The organism is Schaalia hyovaginalis, assembly GCF_014208035.1.
Taxonomy (GTDB): domain Bacteria; phylum Actinomycetota; class Actinomycetes; order Actinomycetales; family Actinomycetaceae; genus Pauljensenia; species Pauljensenia hyovaginalis.
This window is the reverse complement of sequence record NZ_JACHMK010000001.1, coordinates 186,189-206,198: the sequence shown is the minus strand read 5'-3', so window position 1 is coordinate 206,198 and position 20,010 is coordinate 186,189. Positions and strand designations below refer to the sequence as shown.

General features: G+C 69.0%; 11 protein-coding genes. 8 read left to right on the top strand and 3 right to left on the bottom strand.

Features of this window, described 5'->3' with window-relative positions; genetic code table 11:
• Positions 1-71 precede the first annotated feature (71 nt).
• The 7 genes from HD592_RS00850 (at position 72) to HD592_RS00820 (ending at position 12,610) form a co-directional block, all read left to right on the top strand.
• Positions 72-608 (top strand): NUDIX hydrolase, encoded by a 537-nt coding sequence (locus tag HD592_RS00850; protein ID WP_184451308.1) that lies wholly within the window; start codon positions 72-74, stop codon positions 606-608.
• Positions 609-2,816, top strand: a complete 2,208-nt coding sequence (locus HD592_RS00845; RefSeq protein ID WP_184451307.1) for a DUF6049 family protein — start codon at positions 609-611, stop codon at positions 2,814-2,816.
• The gene (locus HD592_RS00840) at positions 2,817-5,987 is read left to right on the top strand and encodes a lipid II flippase MurJ (RefSeq protein WP_246429955.1); all 3,171 of its coding nucleotides are present in this window, start codon (positions 2,817-2,819) and stop codon (positions 5,985-5,987) included.
• A 51-nt stretch (positions 5,988-6,038) separates the two neighbouring features.
• Complete coding sequence (gene trxB / locus HD592_RS00835) at positions 6,039-7,073, top strand: thioredoxin-disulfide reductase (protein ID WP_184451306.1); 1,035 nt, start codon at positions 6,039-6,041, stop codon at positions 7,071-7,073.
• 124 nt (positions 7,074-7,197) lie between these two features.
• Complete coding sequence (locus HD592_RS00830; RefSeq protein WP_184451305.1) at positions 7,198-8,238, top strand: YeiH family protein; 1,041 nt, start codon at positions 7,198-7,200, stop codon at positions 8,236-8,238.
• Positions 8,239-8,267: 29 nt separating this feature from the next.
• The gene (locus HD592_RS00825; protein ID WP_184451304.1) at positions 8,268-11,210 is read left to right on the top strand and encodes a DEAD/DEAH box helicase family protein; all 2,943 of its coding nucleotides are present in this window, start codon (positions 8,268-8,270) and stop codon (positions 11,208-11,210) included.
• On the top strand, positions 11,207-12,610 hold the full coding sequence (locus HD592_RS00820; protein WP_184451303.1) for a family 20 glycosylhydrolase: 1,404 nt from the start codon (positions 11,207-11,209) through the stop codon (positions 12,608-12,610). The genes HD592_RS00825 and HD592_RS00820 overlap by 4 nt, the downstream gene beginning before the upstream one ends.
• A gap of 24 nt (positions 12,611-12,634) precedes the next feature.
• On the opposite strand, the gene HD592_RS12320 is transcribed toward HD592_RS00820, so the two are convergent.
• From HD592_RS12320 to HD592_RS00800, 3 genes are all read right to left on the bottom strand, one after another.
• Positions 12,635-15,232, bottom strand: a complete 2,598-nt coding sequence (locus tag HD592_RS12320) for a phosphotransferase (protein WP_281398984.1) — start codon at positions 15,230-15,232, stop codon at positions 12,635-12,637.
• A gap of 62 nt (positions 15,233-15,294) precedes the next feature.
• Positions 15,295-17,601 (bottom strand): 1,3-beta-galactosyl-N-acetylhexosamine phosphorylase, encoded by a 2,307-nt coding sequence (gene gnpA, locus HD592_RS00805; RefSeq protein ID WP_184451302.1) that lies wholly within the window; start codon positions 17,599-17,601, stop codon positions 15,295-15,297.
• A 63-nt stretch (positions 17,602-17,664) separates the two neighbouring features.
• The gene (locus HD592_RS00800; protein WP_184451301.1) at positions 17,665-18,450 is read right to left on the bottom strand and encodes a DeoR/GlpR family DNA-binding transcription regulator; all 786 of its coding nucleotides are present in this window, start codon (positions 18,448-18,450) and stop codon (positions 17,665-17,667) included.
• 172 nt (positions 18,451-18,622) lie between these two features.
• Between HD592_RS00800 and HD592_RS00795 the strand changes: the two genes are divergently transcribed.
• Entirely contained in the window at positions 18,623-19,951 is a 1,329-nt protein-coding gene (locus HD592_RS00795) for an ABC transporter substrate-binding protein (RefSeq protein ID WP_184451300.1), read from the top strand.
• The last annotated feature ends 59 nt before the right edge of the window (positions 19,952-20,010 follow it).

Here is a 20,010-nt window from a genome sequence, read left to right as displayed (position 1 = left end):
CCACCCACTGCGGAGGCCGCGGCCAGGGTGCCGACGCACGAAAACGAGGCGAGGCTGGCTAGAGTGGACGCATGCCCGAGCGCCCGAATGAACGCCGTCAGGGGGTCCCCAGCCCCCCTCGTCGTCGTATCGGCGAGCGCCCCGTGCACACGAGCGCCGCGAACCTTCCCGTCTCCCTCGAGACCTCCGCGGGGGGCATCGTCGTCGATGTCGTCAACGGGATCCCCTATGCGGCCCTCATCGCGAGGCGCAATCGCGCGGGCAGGATCGAGTGGTGCCTCCCGAAGGGGCACCTCGAGGCGGGAGAGACGGCCGAGCAGGCGGCCCTGCGTGAAGTCGCCGAGGAGACCGGCATCTCTGGGCGGATCATCCGCCACCTCGCGAGCATCGACTACTGGTTCTCGGGCAGCGATCGCAGGGTCCACAAGGTCGTCCACCACTACCTCATGGGCTATCAATCGGGCACGATCACCGTGGAGCACGATCCGGATCAGGAGGCCGAGGACGCGGCCTGGATGCGCCTGAACACCGTCGCGCATCGCCTCGCCTACCCCAATGAGCGCAGGATCGTCCAGATCGCCCTCGACCTCTTGTACAAGGGCACGTGAATGTCGCGCGCTCACGTCCTCACACGCATTCTCGTTCTCGGCGCCTCGGCCCTGACCGCGGCGTGCGCCACGGGTTTCGCGCTGACGCCGACGGGCCCCGCCCTCGCCGCCCCGGAGGAAGCGCGCGCTCTTCACGCGGCCGCCGAGGAACCCGCATCCGCACCTGCATCCCTCTTCGCGGGGGCGGCCCAATCGAACGGCCTCGAGGTGTCCATCAACGAGGTCGCGCCTCGGATCCTCACGGCCGAGAACGAGCTCCTGGTCGCCGGAAGCGTGAAGAACACGGGCTCGTCCGCCCTTCCGGCCCCGGTGCTCGAACTCTCGGTCGGGGCCTGGACGCCGGTCTCCGTAGCGGCCCTCGAATCCGAGCTCTCCTCGCCCTCCCCGTGGGAGGTCACGGTGTCGACGCAGGTCCTGGGGATGCAGCTCGAGCCCGGGGCCGAGTCCCCCTTCGAGTTCCGCGTGCCGATCGACTACCTGCCCCTCGGCTTCCCGGCCTCGTGGGGTCCGAGGACGCTCACCGTGTCCAGCTCGTCCCAGGAGGCCTCCGGCCGGGACCGCTCCTTGTTGATCTGGGACACCTCCCAGCCGATCGAGCAGACCCGGGTGAATGCGCTCATCCCCTGGACCTCGCAGAACACCCGCGGAGGTGAGGCCGGGCGCCGCGCGGTCCTCCAGATCGCGAAGACCCCCGGCGCAACCCTCGCAATGGATGCGCGGGTACTGCCGGCCCCCCGGGCCGGCGCCGACGAGGAGAGTGCGCAATCGGGCGTGTCGCGGGCTGAGGCCGAAGCCGCCGCGAACGATGCGCAGTTCGTCGATTCCCTCTACGGAGCGGCATCGGAGATCGTCGCCCTGCCCGAGGGCGACGCGTGCCTGGCGACCCTCGCCGCGACCGGCGCGGAGGACCTGCTCGATGAGGCGCTCGCTTCGATCGACGCCTTCCCCGCCTCTCCCGGGGCGCTCTCGGCCGTCTTAGGGGGCGGCGCTGCCGAGGGCGAGGGCGCGGAATCGGGTGCGGGCCCCCAGAGCGCCTCCCCCTCGGAGGAGTCGTCTCCGGCCGAGGACGGCGCCCACCGCCCCTCGATCGTGAAGAACGTGTCGTGGCCGCGCGGGGAGCTCTTCGGGACTCAGGCGCTCGGGGCGTTCGCGGACAGGGTGACGATCGCGCCCGAGGGGGCGCTCTCCCCCGTTCAGATCCTCGACTTCACGCCCTCCTCGGTCATGAAGGTCGACCCCGCAACGGGGAGCGCCGGTTCGGGGAGCACGGTGCTCGCACCGCACACGCAGCTCAACGAGCTCCTCAACTGGGCGACGACGAACAAGGCCGACGAGCTCGATGCCGAGCAGGGGCTCGCCGCGCTCACCGCGATCATCACGAGGGAACGCCCGAGCGCTTCGCGGACCCTCTTCCTCGCCGCCTCGCGCACCGAGGCCCCGACCGAGCGCTTGGCGCAGCGCCTGAACTCGCTTCTCAATGCGCGTTGGGTCGCTCCGATCTCCTTCCAGGAGGCGGCCGCCTCCGAAGCGAGCGACGTGGAGCGCCTCGCAGCGGATGCGGGGGCCGTTCCCGAGGCCTCGGCGGAGGCCGTGGCGACCGTGACGGATTCTTTGGCCTCCCTCGGTCATCTCGCCACGGCCGCCTCCGATCCCGAAGCGGTGTTCGCCTCGATCGGCGACGCGCTCCCCGCCCTGTCCGCGGCGGTCCCCGCGCAGGAGCAGCGCACGAGGGCGAACGCCATCCGCGCAGACGTCGCCTGGCTGCGCTCGCAGGTGTCGGCGACCCCCTCCGATGCGGTCAACCTCATCAACAAGTCCGCGGAGTTCCCCGTCCGGGTCCGCAACGATCTCGAATGGGACGTGGACGTCCTCGTCTCGATCGTCCCCTCCGACCCGCGCCTGGAGGTCACCTCCACGACTCGAGCCACCCTGAAGGCGCAGTCGGTGACCTCGGTCGGGGTCCCCGTGACGGCGATCGGTTCGGGGAACATCGAGGTCACCTACGACATTTCGACTCCCGACGGCGCGCCCCTCACGGATTCGCCCCCGATTCTCGTGAGGATGCGGGCCAGCTGGGAGGACGCGCTGACCGTCACCGCGGCATCGGCCCTCGCCGTGCTGTTCGTCGTCGGTCTCGTGAGAACAGTCCGCTCGAAGCTGAATCGCGCCCACGGACGCGCTATGAACGCACCAGGGGAAGATGCATAGATGAATCCACCGAATGACGCCTCTTCCGCTCCCACGGGCGAGCCCGCTCAGCCGAAACAGCACTCGCTCCTCCGAGCGAGCGCGCTGATGGCGTCCGGGACCCTGGTGTCGAGGATCCTCGGCCTCGTCCGTTCGATGATGCTCCTCGCCGTGATCGGTTCGGCCGGCGGCGGTGTCGCAGCGGCGTTCCAGACGGCGAACACCCTGCCGAACACGGTGTTCAACATCCTCGCCTCCGGCGTCTTCGACGCCGTTCTGGTCCCGCAGATCGTCGGCGCGCTCAAGCGCAAGTACGGCGGGGAGACCTACATCAATCGCCTCCTCACCCTGGCGGGGGTCATCCTCTTCGCCATCACCGTGGTCTCGATGATCGCCGCCCCGCTCCTCGTCGTCATCACCGCCGCGGGATACGACGCGGAGATCCGGGCGCTCGCCATCCTCTTCGCCCTCCTGTGCCTGCCCCAGCTGTTCTTCTACGGCCTGTACAACCTGCTCGGCGAACTGCTCAACGCGCGCCGCGTCTTCGGCCCGTACATGTGGGCGCCCGTCGTCAACAACGTCATCGGCATCGCGGGCCTCACGGCCTTCTTCCTCCTCTGGGGGACCACCGACGGCAGGATCGAGATCGCGGACTTCACGAGCACCCAGTTCTGGGTCCTCGGCGGATCCGCGACCCTCGGCGTGATCGCCCAGGCGCTGGTCCTCCTCATCCCGATGCGCCGCGCCGGCATCAGGTTCCGCCCCGATTTCCATTTCCGCGGAACGTCCTTCCGCTCGGCCTCCAAAGTGGCGGGCTGGACCTTCGCGACCCTCATGGTGTCGCAGATCGGGATCCTGTCGACGAACAACCTGGCGTCTCTGGCCGATTCCTACGCGAAGACGCACGATGTCTTCGACGTCGTCGGCATCAACGCCTATGCGACGGCCTTCATGATCTTCATGGTGCCGCAGTCGCTCATCACTGTCTCCCTCACGACGGCGATCTTCACACGCATGGCTGAGTCCGTCGCGGATCGCGACGATCGCAGCGTCGCAGCAAACTACGATCTTGGGGTCCGGACGATCACCTCCCTCACGCTCCTCGCGACTGCGATCCTCATGGCGGCCTCAGTCCCCATGATGCAGATGGTCCTTTACTCGACGAGGAACCAAGACGTCGTCTCCGCGTACGCATGGATTCTCGTCGCACTCATACCGGGAGTCGCCTCGACCGGCATGGTCCTCATGAGCCAGCGAGTTTTCTTCGCCTATGAGGACATCAAGCCCGTCTTCCTCATGGGAATCGGTCCTACGATCCTCCAAGTCGTCGTCGGCTGGTCGATGTACGCGCTGACGGGCGCGAAGTGGTGGGTTGTCGGGGCCGCGCTCGGCGAAACCGCTTGCCGCCTCGTTCAGGGCATCATCGCCGTCATGTGGGTCGCACGCCGTAACCCCTTCGTCGACCGTATCGCTCTCCTCCGTTCCTACTCGAACTTCCTCGGGAGCGCTCTCATCGCGGGCGGCGTCGCCTTCATGATCCTCCGCTTCGTCGGCGTCCACACGAAGCTCGCCTCGACCGCCGCCCGCTTTGGGGTCGCGAGCCTCAAAGTCGTTCTTGTCTCGATCATCGCCTCCCTCGTCTACATGGTTGTACTCCGCTTCCTATCCCCTTCGGACTCCGGTCGGACGATTGCGCCGCTCCTCGCCCGGCTCCGCGTCCCCGAGCCCCTTCGCCGTGTTCTCGCCGCGCCGATCACGGGGAACGGGGAAACGGCGGAGATAATGGGCGAAGACACCGACAGCGATTCTGGGGGGCCCATGGACGAGGATGAGAAGTTCGAGAACGACGAGTCGCCCTCTCCCGTTCCGACCTCCGATGCGGAGGCGGCCGATGATGCCACGGCTTCCGAGCACGCTGACGAAGGTGAAGAGCCTCGCGAGCTCGGCGGCGTCTTCCGCTCCCTCGCCGAGACCGACTCCGAGACGAACCAGGATGAGGCCCCTCTCCCCTCTTTCGAGGAGATCCTCACGTCTCAGGAGGGTGAAGCCGAAGAGCCGGGCGAATCGGATCATGACGCCGTGCCCTCCCATGCCGAGGAGAATGCGATCACGGGGAGGACCCGCGCGTGGCTCACGGCCGTTTCAGCGGCGGCCGTCGCCTCGGCGGAGAAGGTGAAGGCGCATTTCGCCGCGGCCCGATCCGTCGCCGGCGCTGAGGCGCCCGAGGCCGGGGCCGCCGGGGCCGCCGAGGGTGACGCCCCCGCCGGGGACTCGCCCGATCTCACCGCCGGGGCCGCCCTTGAAGACGAGGGGGCTGCGGCCTTTGCGGCTGACGGCGAATCCCCCGCCGTCGAGGAGGCCGCTGCGAGCAGGATCCCCGCCCCCGTGGCGGGCGCCGGCATCCCCGTGGCGCCGACCGGGCCCTCGGGCTTCGACGCCGTCCTCGCGCCTTCGAGCGCGGGAGCGGCGAAGATCCGCGCTTCGGCCGAGGAGCTCCTCACGACCCCGAACCCCGACGGGGGCGCGCACCCCCCTGCGAGCCCGGAGCCCGATCGCACGGACCGGGAGCGCCGTTTGATCGATCCGACGAAGCCGACGCTGATTCTCGCTGCGGCGCTCACCGTCGCCGCCGCCGTGTGGGCGGTCGGCACGGCCCTGTCGCCCGTGACGGATCTCGACATCGCCCAGTCGATCGTCGATGCGCAGTCGGGCGGCGCTCAGAGCGCCCAGTCGGCGCTCGACGGCGAAGCCGCGAGCGCGGCCCCCATGATCTCCTCGGTGTCGGTGCTCTCCTGGAACAACGACGACGGCGACCATCCGGATCTCGCCGTCAACATGATCGACCAGAATCCCGAGACCTCATGGAGGTCCCGCTACTTCGACATCAACGTATTCGATGAGAATGCGACGGTGACGATCGTCGTGAACCTGGAGGGGCCGGCCCTCGTTTCGGGTGTGACGCTCCAGATGGATCCCTCGACTCAGGGCGGAGAGGTCGTCGTGCGCAATGTCACCGATCCTTCCAACCCCCGGGGCGGAACAGAACTCGCGACTTCTGCGTTGTCAGAATCAACGGTGATCTCCCTGCCCGAACCCACGGAGGCCGGCGCCATCGCCCTGAGCTTCAGGGTGATGCCGACCTCGGTCGACGGCCGTCCGTGGGCGTGGGTGAGCGAGCTCTCCGTCCAATGAGCCCTGTCAGTGAGTCTGGGCCGCTCACGACCGAACCAAGATTGGATCCCCATGTCCTTCACTCCATTCCCGGATCTTCTCCGCTCCGTCGAGCTTCCCGCTGAGGAGACGGCCCAGGCCGTTGCCGCGCGTCCTTCCGGCAATGTTCCCGACGACGCTCAGATCCACGAGGTCGTCATCGTCGGGTCGGGCCCGGCGGGCTACACGGCGGCGATCTACACGGCTCGAGCGGGCCTGAAGCCCGTCGTCCTGGCGGGTGCTATCACCGCCGGCGGGGCCCTCATGAACACGACCGAGGTCGAGAACTTCCCCGGTTTCCCCGAGGGCGTTCAGGGTCCGGACCTCATGGGGCGCATGGCCGAGCAGGCCGAGAAGTTCGGCGCGGACATCCGCTACGAGGACGTCACCGCGGTCAATCTCTCCGGAAGCGTCAAGGTCCTCGCCGTCGACGACGAGCTGCTCTACGCGAAGGCCGTCATCCTGGCGACCGGTTCCGAATACCGCCGCATGGACGTCCCCGGCGAGGACCGCCTCTCCGGACACGGCGTCTCCTACTGCGCGACCTGCGACGGCTTCTTCTTCAAGGACAAGGAGCTGGCGGTCGTCGGAGGCGGCGACTCCGCGATGGAGGAGGCCACCTTCCTCACGAACTTCGCCTCGAAGGTCACCGTCGTCCACCGGCGCGACGAGCTGCGCGCCTCGAAGGTCATGGCCGAGCGCGCCATGTCGAATCCGAAGATCGAGTTCGCGTGGAACTCGGTGGTCGAAGAGGTCCTCGGCGAGGGCTCCGTGACGGGCCTGCGCCTGTCCTCGACCGTCGACGGCTCCGAGCGGGTGCTGCCGCTCGACGGCGTCTTCGTCGCGATCGGCCACCTCCCCCGCACGGACTTCCTCAAGTCCGAGGTCGACCTCGACGAGGCCGGTTACATCACGGTGGCAGAGCCTTCGACGCGCACGAACATCCCGGGGGTCTTCGCCTGCGGCGATGCAGTCGATCACACCTACCGGCAGGCGATCACGGCGGCCGGGTCGGGCTGCCGTGCGGCGCTCGACGCCGAGCGCTGGCTCGCCGCCGCGGGCGACTGACGCCTCGGCGGGACTCGGGGGGCGGGAGGCCTCCCGAGTCCCGCCGCGCACAGCCGGCCTCCCCCGCCCTCGACCCCGGCCCGAGGTCCCAGGGCCGGGCGGGCTCCATTCCTACAGTGGGGGCATGACCTCTCCAGTGAGCGCACCGAAGTCCGCCCCTTCATGGACCCGTCTCCTCCCCGGAGTCCTCGTCTCCTTCCTCGCAGTCGGGATCTCGTTGCTCGTCAACTCCTTCGTCCCGATCCTCTCGGCGATGCTCGTCGCCATCCTCCTCGGGGTCGTCGCCCGCAATGCGCTCCCCCTCCCCGCCTCCCTCGAACCGGGGCTCGCCTTCGCCGCGAAGCGCCTCCTGAGGGTCGGCGTCGTGCTCCTCGGCCTCCAGCTCATCGTCTCCGACATCGTCGCCCTCGGAGCCGGGATGATCCTCATCGTCGTCGCGGTCGTCGCCGCGGGCATGGGATCGACGCTCCTCATCGGACGCGCGATGCGCCTCTCGCTCACGCAGACCCTGCTGGTCGCCGGGGGCTTCTCGATCTGCGGCGCCGCGGCCGTCGCCGCGGTCGACGGCGTCATCGAGACGAAGGAGCGCGAGGAGGTGGTGACGGCGGTCGGCCTCGTCGTCATCTTCGGGACGCTGATGATCCCGATCGTCCCGATCCTGGGCGCCCTCATCGGCTTCGACCCCCTGACGACCGGCCTGTGGGCGGGGGCCTCCACTCATGAAGTCGCCCAGGTCGTCGCCATCGGAGGCGCCCTCGGCGAGGAGGCGCTGGCCGGGGCCGTCGTCGTCAAACTCGCCCGCGTGCTCATGCTCGCCCCCGTGATGGCGGGCATCTCGCTGTGGCGCCGCCACGCGATCCGCGCAGGCCGGGAGCTTCCCGGGATGGGCGCAGAGGGCGGGACGCTCCCGCCGATCATGCCGGCCTTCGTCGGGGGCTTCATCCTCATGGTGCTCATCCGCTGGCTGGGGGTCGTGCCCGCGAGCGCCCTGGCGCCCCTCAAGATCCTTCAGACCGCTCTGCTCGCCTCCGCGATGTTCGCCCTCGGCACCGGGGTGCGACTGAGGGACTTCGCGAAGGTGGGTCCCCGGCCCTTCGTGCTCGCGGCCGCGTCCACCCTCATCGTCGGCCTCACCGCCCTCGTCGGCGTGGGCTTTGCCCATTGAGCCGGGGCCGGGAAGAATACCCCCCCCCCGTGAGCGCCGAGAACCCCCGTCCTCTGTCCGATGCAAGGTTCCGAGGGGAGCCCCGCGACTACCAGGCCGCGGTCCTCGACGCCCTCGGACGCGAGGACTGGCGCGGCGGATGCGGCGAGGGGGATCGTTCCTTCCACCTCGTCGCGCCCCCCGGATCCGGCAAGACGATCCTCGGCCTGCTGCTCGCCGTTCACGACGGCCGTCGCGCGCTCATCCTCGCCCCTACGAGCGTCATCCGGGATCAGTGGGCGAATACCGCGCGGGAGCGCTTCGGGATCGGCGAGGGGGCGGCCGAGGATCCGCAGATGCTCGTCGACTCCGATGAGGTCGGCGACCTCAACATCATGACCTATCAGCGCCTGAGCGTCGTCGATTCCTCCTCCCCTTTCGCCGATGCGGCCCGTGAGCAGTGGATCGAGGAGATGGAGCGCTCCTGGTCGGATCGCGAGCGCGCGCTCGCCTGGCTCGAGGAGCTCCAGGACTCGAATCCGAAGGAGTATTCGAAGGGCATTCGTTCGCGGGCGAACGCGATCCGGAAGAACCTCCGCTCCCTCGACCCGAGGGTTCTCGAACAGACCCTGCACCCGCGAGCGCTGGCCCTCATCGAGGGGCTCATCCGCGCGGGCGTCCGCACGATCGTCCTCGACGAGTGCCATCACCTCCTCGATCATTGGGCGCTGGTCCTCCACCTCCTGAGCTCGAAGATCGAGGAGGCGGACGGCGACCCGCTCCTCATCGGCCTCACGGCCACTCCGCCCGATCCCGCCAGCCCCGCCGAGGAGCAGAATTACACGGGCCTCCTCGGCGAAGTGGACTACGAGGTCCCGACTCCCGCCGTGATCCGCGCGGGCGACCTCGCGCCCGTGCGCACGTGGGCGTGGTTCACCCGCGCGACCCCTAAGGAGCACCGTTTCATCGAGCGCCACGAGCGCATGCTCGAACGCGCCCTCGCGGGCGCGTTCGCCGCTCCCGAGGAGCTCGCCTTCCTCCACGAGTGCCTGATCGCCCCCGAGCCCGATCCCGAGGACGAGGGCGGGGCGACTCCCCCCTCCCTCGACGAGAGGATGCGGCGGGCCTTCGACTCCGACCCCTTCCTCGCCCTGGCCGCCGGGAGGATGCTCGTCCGGCTCGACGAGGAGGGCGCGGCGATCGACCCCGAGATCGTCCGGCGCCTGCCCGACACCACAGCGCCGAGCCTCGACGATCGCCTCCTCCTGCTCGCGCGTCACGCCCTGACCCGTCTCCTCCCGGACGAGGGGCGCGCTCAGGAGTGGCGAGAGCGCAAGCGCCTCCTGCTGGCGTTCGGATACCACCTCACCGACCGGGGGATCCGCAGGGGCAAGGATCCGATCGACGCGGTCCTGTCGCGCTCGGAGTCGAAGGACCGGGCCGTTCTGGACATCCTCGCCCTCGAGAACGAGTCCCTGGGCGAGGGCCTGAGAGCGGCGGTCGTGGCCGATCTCGCGCAGCACGACGACCGTTCGGCCCTCGCCGGGGCGCAGGGCTCCGGGACCGCGCGCGGGGGCGCCCTGCGCTGCTTCACCCTCCTCAGCAACGATCCTCTCGCGCGCTCGATGCACCCGGTCCTCATCACGGCTTCGCATTTGCGGCTTCTCGCCGAGGACGTCGAGGTGGGGATCGTGCGGCTCGTCGTCGGGACGCGCGGGCTCCTCGCCGAAGGATGGGAATGCCCCTCGCTCAACACCCTCATCGATCTCACGACGGTGACGACCTCCACGGCCGCCCAGCAGCTGCACGGCAGGACGCTCCGCCTCGATCCCGCATGGCCCGGGAAAGCCGCGCACAACTGGATCATCGCGTGCCTTCCCTCCTCGAATTCCCTGGTCCCGGACTCTCGCGAATACGCGCGCCTGCGGATCAAGGCCGAGCACCTGTGGGGGCCCAGCCGCGACGCGGCGGATCCCGAGGGGACGATCACCCGGGGCATCGATGCGATCCTCGACCCGGTTCAGCGCGAGATCCTGAGCGCGCCCTCCCCGCTCAAGGATCCCGTCTGCGACCTCAATGAGCGCACGAGGAAGGCCATCCCGCCGCGCGCCGAGAGCCACCGCCTGTGGCATCTCGGGACGACCGCGTCGGCGCGCATCCGATCGGGGGTCAAGCTGCGCGAGGACGCCCGTTTCGCCTTCGAGAGCTCGAACACGCCGCTCAGCGTCCTCCTGGGCGCCGTCGCCCTGCTCTTGTCGGCCGTCGCCTTCGCGGTCTCGGTGCTCGTGCGAATGGGCCCCGCCCAAGGGCTCCCCGCGCCGTTCGTCCTCATCGCGCTCCTCGTCCTCACGGCGCTGTTCCTCCTCTTCGGGATCGGGATCCCCGCGCTCAAGGAGACGCTCTTCCTCTGGAGGACCCGTTCTCATCCTGTCGCCCTCTACCACCGGGGCGCCCGGGCCGTCCTTCAGGCCCTTCAGGACTCGGTGTCCGGGGCGATCGACCCCGCGTCCATCCTCGTCGAAGAGGGCTCTCGCCTCCGCATCGAGTTCTCCGCCGGATCGGCCCGGGAAAAGGCCCTCCTTCACCAGTGCCTCGCAGAGCTCTTCACGCCCATCGGCCTTGGCAGGCCCCGCCACGTCATCATCCTGGGCCCGATGCCCGAGATCGAGCGGAGTTCCCCCGCTCACCTCCCGGGTCCTCTGCGGTGGTCCCTGGATCTGGGCATCGTCCTCGTGAACGCCGCGATGAGCTCGCGGAGCCACTATCTCGCGGTTCCCGCGGCCCTCGGCACCACGAAGGAGGCCGATGCGATTCGAATCCGCGTGGAATCGCGCCGTGGGTCCGGCCCGGGTCGTGGATCTGCGGATGAGGGCCAATTCGTCGATCTTCGTCGCCGCGCGCGCTCAGAACCGCGGGGGCATCCGGACGAATGCGAGAATCGTCGAGCATTGGGCGTAGGCGTCGCCCCCGGATCGGGAAGAATGTCCTCATGATCCCCGTTGCCCCGCTCGACGGCCTCGTGCCCGCGCCGATCTGCCTCGCCCTGCGCCCGACGCGCACCGGGCCCGGGGCTCCGGCCCTGTGGAAGGACCTCGTGATCGACTCGAGGCGCGCCGACCCGGCGAGGCTCGGCCTTCCCGACGACCTCGAGGAGTGGAGGATCGAGGAGGCGCACCGGATCGAGATCTCCTCGGGCCGCGCGCTCATCAGCGCCTCCACCGCCCTCGGCGAGTCGAGGGCGCGCCGCAGGCTCGCCGTGCTGTCCGCCTGCGCCGATCCGGCCTCGCCCGTCCCGGATCTCGTCCTCGTCGATTTCCCGAAGCACCGGCATCGCGGCCTCCACCTCGACATCGTGCGGCACTACTTCGGGCCCTCGACGATCCTTCGCGTCATGGACCTCATGGCCGATCTCGCGCTCAACGTCCTCCACCTGCATCTCACCGACGACCAGGCGTGGCGGATCGACATCCCCGCCCTCCCCGAGCTCGTGCGCGAATCCGGCGAGGGCGCGGTCGGCGGCGTCGAAGCGGCCGAGCGCGGCGGGGGCCTCGCCGAGGGGTGGCTCGGCCTCGATGAGCTCGCGGCCCTGTCCGCACGCGCCGAGGAGCTCGGGATCGCCCTCGTCCCCGAGGTCGATCTGCCCGGGCACACGAACGCCGCGCTGCACGCGATGCCCGGGCTCAATCCCGACGGGCGGACTCCGCCGGCGTACACGGGCGCCGAGGTCGGCTTCTCGAGCCTGTCGACCGGCGCGCCCGACACGGAGCGCTTCCTCACCGAGGTCGTGTCCGCCCTCGCGCCCCTGAGCGCCCACGGCCTCCACATCGGCGGCGACGAGTGCTTCTCGACGGAGCGCTCGGAATACGAGGCCCTCGTGACGAGGGCGCTCGGGCTCGTCCACGGGAAGGGGCTGCGCGCCTTCGCCTGGCAGGAGGCGGCGCCCCTCATGGGCGGGGGCGACCTCGTCCAGGTCTGGGATCCGCGCCTGTCCTCGACGGATGTCGCCGAGGCCGCGAAGCGGGGCGCGCGGATCGTCCTTTCGCCGGCCGACCGCGTCTACCTCGACATGAAGCAGGTCGAGGGCGAGCGCATCGGCTTGGACTGGATGGGCGTCGTGTCGGCGCGCCGGGCGCTCGAATGGGATCCCGAGCAGGTGGTCCCGGGGGCTCCCGCCGAGGCGATCGAAGGCGTCGAGGCGTGCCTGTGGACGGAGACGCTCCTGACCGAGGGCGATCTCGGCCAGATGCTCCTCCCCAGGCTCGCCGCCGTCGCGGAGGTCGCCTGGTGCGGGTCCGGGGTCGGCAGGTGGGAGTCCTTCGCGGCTCGGGCGGCGGCCCTGGAGCGGCTCTGGCGCTCGCGCGGCTGGACCCCGGCCCCCCTCACCGGCGAGTAGCGCCCTTCATGAGCGCAGGGCCCGTCACCGCACCGCCTCGGCGGGCGTGAAGCCGAGGCCGACGAGGAATTCGACGGTTTCGCGCTTGTCCTTGAAGACCGCGGTGTTGTCGAGGATCCGCGCGCACACGCTTCCGAGCTCGTCGCGGACGGCCCGGCGGACCTCCTCGCGGGTCGGCGAGGCCGGGACGCGCTCGGCGAGCTCGCTGAACACGAGCTCGAATTCGGCGAGTTCCTCGGGCAGGCCGCGCCCTTCGACGAGGGCGTCCTCGAGGGCGCCGAGCTGAGCGACGAGGCGTCCGGGGAGGATGAACAGGCCCTGGGCCTCGATGAGGCCGATCGATTCCTGTTTGATCGGGAAGAACTCGGGGTGGGCGTGGAAGACGCCGTCGGGGTAGCGCTCGCTCGTGATGTTCGAGCGCAGGATGATCGACATCTCGTATCCGCGATCGGTCTTGACGCAGGTGGGCGAGACGGCCGAGTGGATGCCCTCCTCGTCCTCGGCGATGATGCCGCGCTCGGGATCCGTGAAGGCCACCCAGGCCCGGCGGATCCTGTCGGAGATCTCCTCGATGTCGGAGCGGCGGGGCGAGACGACGCGGATGGCCGTGTTGAACCAGTCGAGGACCTCGACCCTCGCTTCGGGGAAGCCGTCGACCGTGAGGGCGGCGTAGGCGCCCGCCTTCTGCATCGGGAGGACTTCGCCGCCGCCCTGATAGTGGTCGTGGGCGAGGACGGATCCGCCGATGCGGGTGAGGGCGGCGTTCGAACCGATGAAGTAGCCGGGGAAGACGTCGACGAAGTCCATGAGCCTCGTGAATGCGGCCCGGTCGACGTGCATCGGGGTGTGCTCGGTGTTGACGGCAATTCCGTGCTCGTTGAAGTACCCGTAGGGGGAGAACTGCCAGAACCATTCCTGATCGCCCACCTTCACGGGCACCGTGCGCACGGTGAACTTGTCGCGCCCCGCGAATCCCTCGTTGTCGCGGCAGATCGTGCACTTCGGGTAGCCGCCGGAGACGGCGTTGCCGGCGGCGGCCTTCTTCGCGTCCTTGAACTCCGGCTTGGCGAGGTTGATCGTGACGATCAGCCCTTCGGGCGTTTCGAAGCGCGGGTTGCGGTCGAGGAGGGCGCGCTTCACGTATCCGTTGGCCACCGAGTAGTGGTAGAGCCAGGACATCGCGTCGGTGCCGCCCGCCTCTTCGAGGATGCGGGCGTAGGCGTCCTGGAGGCCCGAGGGCGCGAGCGAGCAGATCCCCATCACCCGGTCGCAGTAGTGGGCGGCCTCGGACTCGTCGAAGAGCCCGGCGGCGAGGCCGGCCTTCGCGAACTCGTCGAGCAGTTCATCGGGCGCCGTGTCCTGCGAGAGGCTCCCCGTGGGCGCGTAGGAGTTCAATCCGAAGAGCGCGAAGATCCGGTTGCGCACGTAGATCTCGTCGCGCTCGTCGAGCAGGAGGTTGATCCTCGCGTAGCTCACGAGCCGATCGACGACCGCGTAGAAGTCGCGGATCGGGTCCTCCTGCCCGTCTTCGGGCGCCCGGCGCCCCTGATACTCCTCCACGGTTTCACGCGTCACCCGGATCATCTCCTCCCATTGTTCTTCCATCTCCTCGACGAGCCTGATCTGCGTGCGCGCGCGCACGAGGTTGTGCTCGGGGTAGGCGGTCGCGAAGTAGGTGTCGCCCTCGAGGTGGTCGGCGAGGAAGCGCATGCCGCATTCGAGGGTCATGAGCTTGGCCGCGAAGGGCAGCAGTTCCGCCTCGAGCGCCGTCATCTGCTCCGCGACGGCGCTGACGAAGCCGTCGGTGTATGCGCGGTAGTAGTCGAGGCAGAAGTGGACCTTCGAGAGGTCCTGCTCGTCCTCGAGCGCGGTCGATGCGCCGAAGCGGATCGAATCGCCGAAGTCGTAGAGCATCGAGCCCGGCATCACGGTGTCGAGGTCGATGATCGCCTTCGCCTCGCCGGTCTTGGCGTCCATGAGGATGTTGTTGAGCTTCGTGTCGTTGTGCGTGACGCGCAGGGGCAGATCGCCCTCGGCCAGCGCATCGACGAGGCGCGCGTACTCCGGCGCCCGCGCGGTGAAGAACTCGATCTCGTCGTGCACGCCGGCCGCACGGCCGATCGGGTCCTCTTCGACCGCCCGTTTGAAGGCGGCGTAGCGCGAGGGGGTGCAGTGGAAGTCGGGGATCACCTCGACGAGTTCCGATGCGTCGAAGTCGGCGAGGAGCTTCTGGAAGCGCCCGAAGGCCCGCCCGGAGTTGCGGAAGACTTCGGCGCTCTCGACCCGGCTGTAGCTCACCGCGTCTTCGATGAACAGGTAGACGCGGAAGGATTCCTCGGAATCGGCGAGGAAGGGCTCGCCCTCGCGGGTCGGCACGAGGGTGAGGGTCTCCTGGCCGCGCTCGCGAAGGTGATCCGTGACGAGGCGGATGTTGCGGATGAGTCCGGCAGGATCGGGGAAGACGTCCGTGTTCATCGCCTGGAGGATGTAGCGGCGCTCGCTCGTCGTCACGAGGAAGGTCGAGTTGATGTGCCCGTCCCCGTAGGGCTCGACCGAGATGATCTCGCCCTCGAGCGCGAACCTCTCAGCGGTCCTGGTCAGATCGTCAGCACTGATGCCCATCACGCTTCTCCATTGTCGTCGTTCTGCATTCGATTCGGGGTCCGGGTGACGCCTTCGCCGCATCACAGGTCGAGCCAGCTCGATTCGCCGGCTCCGAGCGAGACCGCGATGTCGATCCGCGCCTCGTCCTGCGCGCCCTCGGCCCCGCCCACGAGGCCCGATCCGAGGATGCGGGCCTCCTGCGGCTCGTCGGAGTCGTTGTAGACGAAGGCGCGGCGCACCTGGGGGTACCACGCGACCTCGACCTGGGGGTTCGTGGTGATGAGGACGGATTCCCACTCGTCCTCGGCCCCTCCCGCCCACATGAGCGCGCGGTGGAGGAGGCGCGAGTTGACGGCCGACCACGTCAGTCCCGCCATGTAGACGGCGCGGCCCGCCCCGTACTCGTGGGTCGCCAGGCGCACCGAGCCCTTCTCGAGGCGGTGGATGCGGGCGCCGAGGGCGACGACGTCGCCGGGGTCTTCTCCCGAGGCGAACTCCTCGCCGAGGTCTTCGGTGATGAAGTGCTCGGGGGAGACTTCCGGGTAGCGATCGGTGGACAGGGACCAGGAGATCTCCCTATCGACGCCGAGCACGTCGGACAGGGTGAAGACGGTGCCGGATGCGGGGGTCGTCGATCCGCGGTCCGCCGCCTCGCCGATCCATGCGGTGGGTTCGCCGATTCCGATGAAGCCGCCGCCGTTCCACACGAATTCGCGGATCGTGTGCTGGAGCTTCTCGGAGGCCCAGGCGGGTCCGCCGGAGAAGGAGGTGTTCGCCGCGCCCGCGTTGATGAGGACGTCGATGCGGTCGAGGGCGGAGGCGTCGGATTCGAGGTCCTCGAAGGAGATGAACTCCACCGAGAAGGGCAGTCCGGCGAGGGATTCGATGACGCCGAGGTAGGTGTGGATCTGCTTGTACCACAGGGCGTGCGCGACCATGTGCGTCTGCCAGGTCCTCAGGGAGCCCCAGGCGTTGAGCACCCCGACGCGCACGCGCGTGTTCGCGGGGAGCTGCCCGCCGGAGGCTGAATGCAGGGAGCGGAATTCCGCGACGATCGCTTCGACGCGGTCGATAAAGTCGGGGAACTTCAGCGCGAGGGAGAGGTAGCCGCCGTATCCGATCCGGTCGAGGGGCTTGCGGACGATCGCCCGGCGCGCGGTGCGCCAGGATTCCTCCGCCTCTGCGACGGGGTTCCCTCCCTCGCGGAAGACGTCCGGGAAGAAGTAGGGGAGGAATCGGCCCTCGGTGTAGCGCACTCCGGGGATGTCGGCGATCATGCGGCAGGTCGCGGCCGAGCCGACCGATCCGACGACGGCGTCCATGCCGATGCCCGGGAAGTGCTTCCCGTAGGGCTCCATGCCGATCCAGTTGTCGCCGAGGAACATCATGGCTTCGCGCCCGGCCTCGTGTGTCATGTCGACGAGGGTCTTGGCCTTGTCGGCGACGCGTCGGCTCGTGAAGTCGATCCAATCGCGGAAACGGGGGCTCAGCGGCCTGAAGGGCGAGTTGTACCATCCGGCGTCGACGAAGTCCTCGGCCGTGAGGGCGTAGCCGTACTCCTTCTCGAAGGCCTCCATCGCGGGCACCGACACGGAGGCGGAGTATCCGAACCAGTCGACGTAGCGCTCGCGCCCTCGTGAATCGAAGGCCAGGGTGAAGTGGTAGAAGAAGGTCGTGAAGCGGACGACGTCGACGTGGGGGTTGCGCTTGAGCCAGATCGCGAGAGCGTCCTTCACGTGCGCCCAGGTCCTGGGGTATTCGACGTCGTAGGGGCGCTCCTTGACGCGCGAGGGGTCCAGGGCCCAGTCGTTCGTCAGGTAGTTGTACATCTGGGTGGAGTCCCAGATCTGCACGGCGAGGAAGGACACCGTGTAGACGTGCAGCGCTTCGGGATGCGCGATGGTGACGAGGGCGGAGCCGGCGTCGGCCGGGAGGGGGCCGACAAGGGGCACCGGATCGACGAGGGGGCGCGGCCCTGCGGTTTCGACCTCCCATTCCTCGGGGTCGAGGACACGGCCGGCGGTCCGGTCGATCACCTGCCACCAGCGTTTGACCTCGCAGTCGGTGTCGGGCCGGAACTGGGCTTGGAACCATCCCTCCATGACGTCGATGACGAGGGGGCCCGAGGGCGGGGCGGTGCGCCGTTCGGAGAGGAGGTACTGGTGGATGCGCTCCCCGGCCGACATGTCCGCCCATTCCTCGTCGCCGCGCGCGGGGAAGTAGGTGGAGTAGACCTTCGCGAATCCCCGGTCCACCCAGTCGGGCAGGGAGGTGCCGTCGGAATTGCGGACCGCGTCGGCGCCGAGGCGTTCGACGAGTGCCCGCACCTCCTCGTCGATCCCCGTTTCGATGGGAAGGGTGAGGCGCCCGGCGCGATTCTCGGTCATGGATACTCCCTTTCTCCCGGATGAGACGGGCACGGTGTGAGGATAGTCGGATGGGTTTCGCTGCTAGACGAGGACGACTTCGATGCCCGCTTCGCGGAAGCGGGCGACGGCCTGCGGGTCCGCGCGGTCGTCGGTGATGATCTGATCGATTTCGGACAGGGGGCAGATCCTCGCGAAGGCGCGGGCCCGGAGCTTCGTGCTGTCGGCGATGACGACGACCCTGCGGGCCTGGGCGGCGAGTCGACCGTTGATCGCGGCCTCGCCGTCGTGGGCGGTGAAGGCCCCCTTGGGGGTGAGCGCGTCGACTCCGAGGAAGAGGGTGTCGATCGATACGGAGTCGATGACGGGCGAGGCGAAGGGGCCGACGAGTTCGAAGCTCATGGATCGCACGACGCCGCCGGTGAGGACGACCCTAAGGTGCGGGCGCACGGCGAGTTCGGTGGCGATGTTGACGGCGTTCGTGACGATGACGACCTGTTCGCCCGAGGCCTCCGCGCGGAGCTCTTCGCGCACGGCGAGTTCGCGGGCGAGCTCGGTCGTCGTCGTCCCGCCGTTGAGGCCGATGATGTCGCCTGGGCGGACCTGGTCCGCAGCGGAGGCGGCGATCCTCCGCTTCTCCTGGCTGAGCTTCGCGCCGGGTCCGTAGCGGATGGGGATGTCGGAGGAGTGAGGGGAGGCCACGGCTCCCCCGTGGGTCCGGGTGATGAGCTGCTGGCCCGCGAGGTGGTCGAGGTCGCGGCGCACGGTCGCGGCCGAGACGCCGAGGCGCGCGACGAGTTCGTCGACCGTGACGCTCTCCTCTTCAAGGATCACCTCGAAGAGTTTCGTCAGCCGCTCGTGCCGTTGCATGGCACCGCCTCCCCGTGTGCGCCCCTCTCGGGGCCGGTCGTCATGCGATCGTAATCAGAGCGCAACCAAATCGAGCGTCGTTGCGTGGACCGCACTGTCCCGTTCAATTATGCTCTATTCCGTTGGCATCCCAGCATAAACGATCAGAGAGTTCTCAAAGAGGAGTATTCCAATGATCCGAAGGAAGAACGGTGTCGCCGCGACGATCGCGGCGGCCTCACTCGCCTCACTCGCCCTCGCAGGATGCTCGAACGGCGCTTCGAGCACGGACGCGAGCGCATCCGGCGCCGCTGCGAGCGACGGCGGAGCGATCACCATCGAGTACATCCACCGCCTGCCCGACGGCGAGGGGATGACGAAGATCTCCGAGCTCGCCGATCAGTGGAACGCGGAGCACCCGGACATCCAGGTGAAGGCGACGAAGTTCGACGGCAAGGCGCAGGAGCTCATCAAGAAGCTCGAAACCGACGTCAAGGCGGGCGCGGCGGCATGCCTCGCGCAGGTCGGCTACGGCGAGGTCCCCGAGGTCTTCGTCAAGGGCCTCCTCGAGGACGTCACCGCCGAGGCCGAGAAGTACAAGGACAACTACTCCGGCGCCTACACGAACATGTCCGTCGGCGGAACGGTCGTCGGCCTCCCGCAGGACACCGGGCCGCTCGTCTACTACTACAACAAGGCGGAGTTCGACAAGCTCGGCATCACGGCCCCCACGACGCTCGCCGAGTTCCAGGAGGCCGCGAAGACGGCCGCCGCCCAGGGCAAGTACATCGCGGCTTTCGAGCCCGATGAGGCCCAGTACTTCCTCTCCGCCCAGGTCGCGGCCGCCGGCGGCACCTGGTACTCGACCGAGGGCGACAACTGGGTCGTCACGGCCGATTCCGACGCCTCGAAGGTCGTCGCCGATTTCTGGCAGCAGATGCTCGACGACAAGTCCGTCCTCGTGACCGAGCGCTGGAACGACGGCTTCAAGGCCGCCCTCAACGACCAGTCGCTCATCGGCACGATCGGCGCCGCCTGGGAGGCCCCGCTCCTCGCGGGCGACATGGCGGGCACCCCGAACGAGGGCCAGTGGGCCGTCGCCCAGCTCCCCGACTTCGGCGCGGGCGCGAAGACCGGCCCCGACGGGGGCTCCGGCGTCGCCGTGACGAAGGGCTGCGCGCACGTCGCCGAGGCGATGGAGTTCAACAACTGGCTGAACACGCAGGTGGACGCCCTCGTCTCCCAGGGCCTCGTCGTCGCGACGACGACCGCCCCGATGAAGACCCCCGAGTCGCTCTCGAAGTTCTACGGCGGCCAGGACGTCTTCGCCGAGCTCGGCACTGCGAACGCCAACCTCTCGAAGGACTTCCCCTACATCCCCTTCTTCTCGACCCTCGGTGATCCGATGAAGCAGGCGGCCGCAGCCGCCGGAGCCGGCACCGGCAAGGTCGCCGACGTCTTCACCGCCGCCCAGGACACCTCGGTGAAGGCGCTGAAGGACGGCGGACTCTCCGTCAAGTGACGCGCTCATGAGCAAGGGGTCCCCTGCGTCACCCGTGGGGGACCCCTTGCTCGGGCCGG